The organism is Peterkaempfera griseoplana, assembly GCF_001418575.1.
GTDB lineage: Bacteria > Actinomycetota > Actinomycetes > Streptomycetales > Streptomycetaceae > Peterkaempfera > Peterkaempfera griseoplana.
In genome coordinates this window covers 1-6,869 of the sequence record NZ_LIQR01000236.1, presented here as the reverse complement: position 1 = coordinate 6,869, position 6,869 = coordinate 1, and the positions used below count along the sequence as shown (strand labels likewise).

At 74.3% G+C, this 6,869-nt stretch carries 6 protein-coding genes; 2 read left to right on the top strand and 4 right to left on the bottom strand.

Annotated elements, in window-relative coordinates; all coding sequences use genetic code 11:
* Nucleotides 1-528: 528 nt before the first annotated feature.
* Both AOK09_RS18235 and AOK09_RS18230 read right to left on the bottom strand, forming a co-directional pair.
* Complete coding sequence (locus tag AOK09_RS18235; RefSeq protein WP_055588271.1) at nt 529-2,103, bottom strand: MFS transporter; 1,575 nt, start codon at nt 2,101-2,103, stop codon at nt 529-531.
* A 136-nt stretch (nt 2,104-2,239) separates the two neighbouring features.
* Nucleotides 2,240-2,770 (bottom strand): 2'-5' RNA ligase family protein, encoded by a 531-nt coding sequence (locus AOK09_RS18230; RefSeq protein WP_055588270.1) that lies wholly within the window; start codon nt 2,768-2,770, stop codon nt 2,240-2,242.
* Nucleotides 2,771-2,892: 122 nt separating this feature from the next.
* Between AOK09_RS18230 and AOK09_RS18225 the strand changes: the two genes are divergently transcribed.
* The gene (locus AOK09_RS18225; protein ID WP_055588269.1) at nt 2,893-3,717 is read left to right on the top strand and encodes an LLM class F420-dependent oxidoreductase; all 825 of its coding nucleotides are present in this window, start codon (nt 2,893-2,895) and stop codon (nt 3,715-3,717) included.
* 21 nt (nt 3,718-3,738) lie between these two features.
* Complete coding sequence (locus tag AOK09_RS18220; RefSeq protein ID WP_107101368.1) at nt 3,739-4,170, top strand: TIGR03668 family PPOX class F420-dependent oxidoreductase; 432 nt, start codon at nt 3,739-3,741, stop codon at nt 4,168-4,170.
* A 13-nt stretch (nt 4,171-4,183) separates the two neighbouring features.
* Here AOK09_RS18220 and AOK09_RS18215 read toward each other — a convergent pair whose 3' ends face one another.
* Nucleotides 4,184-6,076, bottom strand: a complete 1,893-nt coding sequence (locus tag AOK09_RS18215) for an ABC transporter ATP-binding protein (RefSeq protein ID WP_079063188.1) — start codon at nt 6,074-6,076, stop codon at nt 4,184-4,186.
* Between the two features lie 82 nt (nt 6,077-6,158).
* Nucleotides 6,159-6,749: a hypothetical protein gene (locus AOK09_RS18210; RefSeq protein WP_055588266.1), complete on the bottom strand. Its 591-nt coding sequence runs from the start codon at nt 6,747-6,749 to the stop codon at nt 6,159-6,161.
* Nucleotides 6,750-6,869 lie beyond the last annotated feature (120 nt).

Genomic DNA, 6,869 nt, shown 5'->3' with positions numbered 1-6,869 from the left:
GGCCGGTGGCGGCGGCCAGCAGGCCGGCGGTGGTCAGGATGGCGGTGCGCAGTCGACCGTGCACAGCGGTCACTCCTCCCAAGTCGGTTCCGGATAGCGGACGCCAGTGTTTCCCTCCGCATTGCCGAGGACAGTCAGGGAAGGGTGAACCGGACGCGACGGCAAGGCGCCGATGCGGCCGGAAACCACCGCGACCCGCTCCGCTATGACTCCATGTGACCACTCGGATACGGAGATCGTCATCCATGCCGAACGGCGCGGCGCACCGGAATCGGCGGGAGACTCATCGCCCGCACCCGCGCGATCCGGCCGCCCGGCTTCGGCCGGAAGTGCACGGCACCCCTATGGACCGGTCCATCACTTTCGCCGAGGGAGCCGTATCGCCCCTCCCCCGCGCGCCCGGCCTCCGGACCCTGCCAGGCGGCTCCCACCGGAAGTGGACCGTCCCCACGGGCTGACCACGGCCCCTCCGTCCCCGGATGCGGCACGCCCCGACCGCCGGGCGTGCCGCATCCGGCCCCGGTCCGCTCAGCCGTCCGGCCGCTCCCCCGCCGCTCCCCCGGACGCCGGACCGCAGACCGGTCCGCTGGGCCCGGCGGCGGGCGCCTGCATCGGCGGCGCCCCCAGGGCGCAGTGATGGCAGGGCGGCGGGGCGGCGGGCGCCGCCTCCTCCCGCAGCACATCCGCGCGGATGGTGCACCAGGCCAGTACCGCGCCGGCCGCCAGCAGCCCCGCACAGACCAGCAGGGCCGCGTCGAAGGCCCGGCCGAAGGCATACGGATCGTGGTAGTGCCGACCCGAGAGGCCGACCACCAGCGGCAGCGCCGCCACCGCAATCAGCCCGGCAGCCCGGGCCACCGCGTTGTTGACGCCGGAGGCGATCCCGGCGTGGCGTGCCTCGACCGACCCCAGCACGGTCGCGGTGAGCGGTGCCACGGTGGTGGCCAGCCCCAGCCCGAAGACACAGACCCCGGGGAGCACATCCGTCAGATAGTCGGTGGAGGTGTCGATCCGCCTCAGCAGCAGCAGACCACCGGCGCAGACAGCGGGCCCCACCGTCATCGGGATCCGCGGTCCGATCCGCTCCGCCAGCCGCCCGGACCGCTCCGAGAGCGCCAGCATGATCACGGTCACCGGCAGCAGCGAGGAGCCGGCCGCCAGCGCCGAGAACCGCGCCTCGATCTGCAGATCGACCACCAGGAAGAAGAAGACCCCGCCGAGCGCCGCATAGACCGCGAAGGTGACCGCGTTGGCCGCGGTGAACTGCCGCTCGGCGAAGATCCCGGGCGGCAGCATGGGGTTGCGGCTGCGGTGCTCGACCACGGCGAAGCAGATCAGCGCGGCCACGCCGATCACCGCCGTGAGCGCCACCACCACCGGGTCGGCGCCGGGTTCGGCGGCCCCGATCAGGGCGTAGGTGATGCCCGCCAGGCCCACCGCGGCCAGCACGGCGCCCTGCCAGTCGAAGCTGCCCGTGGCGGTCTCGTCCCGGCTCTCCGGGACCCGGGTGGCGGCGATGGCCACCACCGCGGCCGCCAGCGGCACATTGATGAAGAAGACCCAGCGCCAGCTCACCGCGTCCACCAGCCAGCCGCCGAGCAGCGGTCCCAGCGCCCCCGCGACCCCGCCCAGTCCGGACCAGACTCCGATCGCCCTGGGCCGGTCCTGCTTGGCGAAGGACGCCTGGATCAGAGCCAGCGACCCTGGTGTGAGCAGTGCGCCTCCCGCTCCCTGCAGGGCGCGGGCCGCGATCAGCAGTCCGGGGGCGGGTGCCAGGCCGCAGAGCAGCGAGGCCACCGCGAACCAGACGGTGCCCACCATGAAGATCCTCCGCCGCCCGAAGCGGTCGCCCAGCGAACCGCCGAGCAGGATCAGCGCCGCCAGGGTGAGGGTGTAGCCGTTGACGGTCCACTGCAGCGCCGCCAGGGAGGCGTGCAGGTCCGCGCCCAGCGTGGGCAGCGCCACATTGACCACGGTGGAGTCCAGGAAGGTCATCCCGGAGCCGATCACGGCTGCGGCCAGCACCCAGCGCCCGGCGGCCTGCGACAGCAGTACGCCTCCTGCGGCGGCCCCGGCGGGCGGCGTCCGCGTACCACGTGCCATGTCGGCCTCCGTCCGTCCCCGCGCGATACAGGGGCACCCCCTGCACCTCGGACGTACCCGTACCGCCGCCGGGGATGCGGCGCCCCCGGCACCGGCCGTCGGCCGGCTCGCCGCCCGCCGACCGGGAGCGTCCGCTTCAGCCGCCGCCCAGCTGCACGGTGCGGCGGGTGTCGGTGTCGTAGCTGCGGGCCGCGTCCAGCGCGCCCGGGAGGTCCGGGAGCCTGCCCAGCACCTCCAGGGCGGTGACCAGCTGGCCGGGCTCCAGTCGCCGGGTCAGCCCCATATGGGGCATCCAGCGTCCCGGGAGATAGAGCGGATGCGGCTCCCCTGCGTCGCCGAGCGCCTCCCAGACCGCGCTGTGCAGCTGCAGCAGCTCCGGACCGGGCACCACCCCCCAGGCCAGCACCCGGCGGCGGCTGCGCGCGCTGAAGGAGAGCAGCCCCGAGAGCCGGATCCGCAGGGGCAGCGCCGGCGGGGCCAGCAGAGCGTCGATCCGCGCCTGGGCACCGGGCGGGAAGTGGCCGGCCGCCGCCAGCGTGAGGTGCGGGCGGTGCGCCGGATGGGGGTTGTGGGTGAGGCTGGGCAGACCCGCGTCGGCCAGCCTCCCCCACACCTCGCGTACCGCATGGTCGAAGGCGGGATCGCAGGTCAGCTCCACGGTGCGCACCGGTCCACGGTAGCGGGACGGGAACGGCGGCCACCCGCGACCGGTGGCAGCCGCGGTGGGTAGGGGCGAGGGTGCTGTCAGCAGCCCGTCGACGTACACCTGGGAACACCGGAGGAGCCGCCGTGAAGTTCGGGATCGCCACCTTCATCACCGACGAGGGGATCGCCCCCGCAGCACTGGGCCGGGCCGTGGAGGAGCGCGGCTTCGACTCGCTCTTCATCGCCGAGCACACCCATATCCCGGTCAGCCGGGAGACGCCCTACCCGGGCGGCGGGGAGCTGCCCCGGATCTACTACCGGACGCTGGACCCGATGGTGGCGCTGAGCAGCGCCGCGACGGTCACCGAGAGGCTGCTGCTGGGCACCGGCATCGCCCTGATCGCCCAGCGCGACCCCATCGTCACCGCCAAGGAGGTGGCCTCCCTCGACCTGGTCTCGGGCGGCCGGGCGGTGCTGGGCATCGGGATCGGCTGGAACCGCGAGGAGATGCGCAACCACGGCACCGACCCGCGTACCCGGGCCCGGCTGGTCGACGAGCGGATGCGGGCGATCATCGCCCTGTGGACCACGGACGAGGCCGAGTTCCACGGGGAGTTCGTGGACTTCGACCCGGTCTTCAGCTGGCCCAAGCCGGTGCAGCGGCCGCACCCGCCGATCTATGTGGGAGGCGGGGAGGCCGCCTTCCCGCGGATCGCCGAGTACGGCGACGCCTGGCTGGTCAACGCCATCCCGCCGGACCAGCTGGCGCCGCAGACGGAGCGGCTGAACCAGGCGGCGGGCCGCCGGGTGCCGGTCTCCGTGTACGCGGCGGAGGGCAGGCCCGAGGTGGTGGAGGGGTATCTGGCGCTGGAGGTGGAGCGGGTGATGTTCTTCCTGCCGACGCACCCGGAGCCGGAGACCCTGGAGCATCTGGACCGGCTGGCGGACGTCGCCGCCCGCTACCGCTGACCGGGGACCGCAGTGCCGGACATGGCGGCCGCCCAGGCCCGGGTGCGCTTCGGGGGGTGCCGGATCGCCCGGCTGGCCACCGCCGACGCGCAGGGCCGGCCGCATCTGGTGCCGGTCCTCTTCGCGCTGGACGGCGACACCGTCCTCACCGCCGTCGACCACAAGCCCAAACGGTCCCCCAGGCTGCGCCGCCTGGCCGACATCGCGGCCAACCCCACCGTCTGTCTGCTGGCCGACAGCGGCTACCGGGACGACTGGGATCTTCTGTGGTGGGTGCAGGCCCGCGGCCGCGCCCGGGTGGTTCCCCCGGACGGCGACCCGGTGCTCCGGACACGGGCCGCCGCGCTGCTGGCGGCCCGGTATCCGCAGTACCGGGAACGGCCCCCGGCGGGGGCGGTGATCACGGTCCCGGTCGACCGCTGGCTGGGCTGGCGGTCGACCGGGACCCCCTGACCGGGGCGGGGACTCAGGCGGCCTCGAGCGGCTCCGCCTCGTCGTCCTCCGCCCGGAACTGGGTGCGGTAGAGCTCGGTGTACCGGCCGTCCAGCGCGAGCAGTTCGGTGTGGGTGCCGCGTTCCACGATCCGTCCGCCCTCGACCACCAGGATCAGGTCGGCGGCGCGCACCGTGGAGAGGCGGTGCGCGATGACCAGGGCGGTACGGCCCTCCAGGGCCTCGGCGAGGGCCTCCTGGACCGCGACCTCGGAGGTGTTGTCCAGATGGGCGGTGGCCTCGTCCAGGATGACCACCCGCTGTCCGGCGAGGAGCAGCCGGGCGATGGTCATGCGCTGCCGTTCGCCGCCGGAGAGCCGGTAGCCGCGCTCCCCCACCACGGTGTCCAGGCCGTCGGGGAGTTCGGCCACCAGGGTGTCGAGGCGTGCCCGGCGCAGCACGTCCCACAGCGCGTCCTCGGTGGCCTCGGGCCTGGCGAGCAGCAGGTTCGCCCGGACGGTGTCATGGAAGAGGTGCCCGTCCTGGGTGACCATGCCGACCGTGGCGCGCACGGACGCCGCCGAGAGGTCGCGTACGTCGACGCCGCCGATGCGTACGGCGCCCTGGTCCACGTCGTACAGGCGGGGCAGCAGCTGGGCGATGGTGGACTTGCCCGCCCCGGAGGAGCCCACGAGCGCCACGGTGCGGCCCGCCTCGGCGCGGAAGGAGACGCCGAGGAGGACATCGCCGCCCGCGCGGGTGTCCAGGTTGGCGACCTCCTCCAGGGAGGCGAGGGAGACCTTGTCGGCGGACGGGTAGGCGAAGCGGACGCCGTCGAACTCCACCGCGACGGGGCCGGCGGGCACCTCGCGGGCGTCCGGCTTGTCGGCGATGAGGGGCTCCAGGTCGAGCACCTCGAACACCCGCTCAAAGCTGACCAGGGCGCTCATCACCTCCACCCGGGCCCCGGCCAGGGCCGTGAGCGGGGCGTACAGCCGGGTGAGGAGCAGGGCCAGGGCGACGACGGAGCCCGGTTCCAGGGTGCCGGTGAGCGCGTAGTGGCCGCCGAGTCCGTAGACCAGTGCCAGGGCGAGGGCGGAGACGAGGGTGAGGGCAGTGATGAACCCGGACTGCGCCATGGCGGTGCGCACCCCGATGTTCCGCACCCGCCGGGCGCGGGCGGCGAACTCGGCGGACTCGTCGGCGGGCCGGCCGAAGAGCTTCACCAGGGTGGCGCCGGGGGCGGAGAACCGCTCGGTCATCTGGGTTCCCATGGCGGCGTTGTGGGCCGCGGCCTCCCGCTGGAGTCCTGCCATCCGGGCGCCCATGCGCCGTGCGGGCACGACGAAGACCGGCAGCAGGACCAGGGCGAACACGGTGATCTGCCAGGACAGGGTGAGCATGACGCCGAGGGTCAGCAGCAGGGTGACGATGTTGCTGACCACTCCGGAGAGGGTGTTGCTGAAGGCCCGCTGGGCGCCGATCACGTCGTTGTTGAGCCGGCTGACCAGCGCCCCGGTGCGGGTGCGGGTGAAGAAGGCCACCGGCATCCGCTGGACGTGGTCGAAGACGGCGGTGCGCAGGTCGAGGATGAGTCCCTCGCCGAGGTTGGCGGACAGCCAGCGGCCGAGCAGCCCCAGCCCGGCCTCGGCGACGGCGATCAGGGCGATCCACACCGCCAGGGTGGTGATCACCCCGGAGTCGTGGCCCGAGACGATGGCGTCCACCACCCGTCCGGCGAGGACCGGGGTTGCCACGGCCAGCAGCGCGGTCACCACGCTGAGCAGTACGAACTCGGTGATGCGGCGCCGGTGCGGGCGCGCGAACGCCCCGACGCGGCGCAGTGTGTCGCGGGCCAGTGGGCGGCGCTGCTGCGCGGCGTTCATGACACTGTGCAGCTGGCTCCAGGCCGTGGTCTCCATGCTCATGTACGGACGGTAGGACCTCAACCGCCCTTGAGGTCAAGCCGGACGCCGGCGGGCTGCCCGCCGCCGTCCGTGCGGGCGGCCGTCACGGGCCGGTGGCCCGGTCCACCGCGCGCTTGCGCGGGTCCGTCGAACCGTAGGTGTCGAAGTGCAGCACGCAGGCCAGGACCAGCAGCCGGTCGATGCGCGGGTCGTGGATCCGCAGCGCGTAGCGGGCGGCGGCCCCGGCGCGGCGGGTCAGGTCGAACCCGGCGGACTGCCCGGCCCGGAAGCGGAGACGGGTGGCGAGGACCGTGTCGAGCGCCGGGCGGTCCAGCAGGACGTGCAGCGGCGTGCCGCGCCGCAGCGTGCTGCCGACCCCGGCGGGCTCACCGGTCAGCCTCCCCAGGCCGTCCTGGACGAAGGTCCACTCGGGGTGCCGGAGCAGTCGTTCGCGGTGGTCGACCCGGCCGATCGGGGTTCCGTCGGCCGACCGGGCGGAGTGCGGGGTGACCTGGCCGAGCAGCCGGTCGAGCCCGGGACCGCCGTACACCTGGAACGGGTGCCTGCTGCTGTAGGCGCCCTCCTTGTGCATCCGGGCGGCGGGGGCGTCCTGTCCGTCCGTGTGGAGGTCGAAGGTGGTGTGGGCGCGGCCGTAGTCGGCGGTGAGCGTGAAGGCGTCCAGGGAGAGCTTCACCGCGGGCCCCCGGGGCTGCCGGGCGCCGCCCCGGCGGTCCGCCGCCTGCCGCCGCCCGGCCGGGGCTGCAGCTGCCGTACGGCCCGCTGGGCGGCTCGGGGGTGCCGGCCGAGGTCGGCG

Excerpts from the sequence above, each read along its gene's own strand:
- AOK09_RS18235 (WP_055588271.1), bottom strand. The coding sequence starts at position 2,103 with ATGGCACGTGGTACGCGGACGCCGCCCGCCGGGGCCGCCGCAGGAGGC.
- AOK09_RS18215 (WP_079063188.1), bottom strand. The coding sequence starts at position 6,076 with ATGAGCATGGAGACCACGGCCTGGAGCCAGCTGCACAGTGTCATGAAC.
- AOK09_RS18220 (WP_107101368.1), top strand. The coding sequence starts at position 3,739 with ATGGCGGCCGCCCAGGCCCGGGTGCGCTTCGGGGGGTGCCGGATCGCC.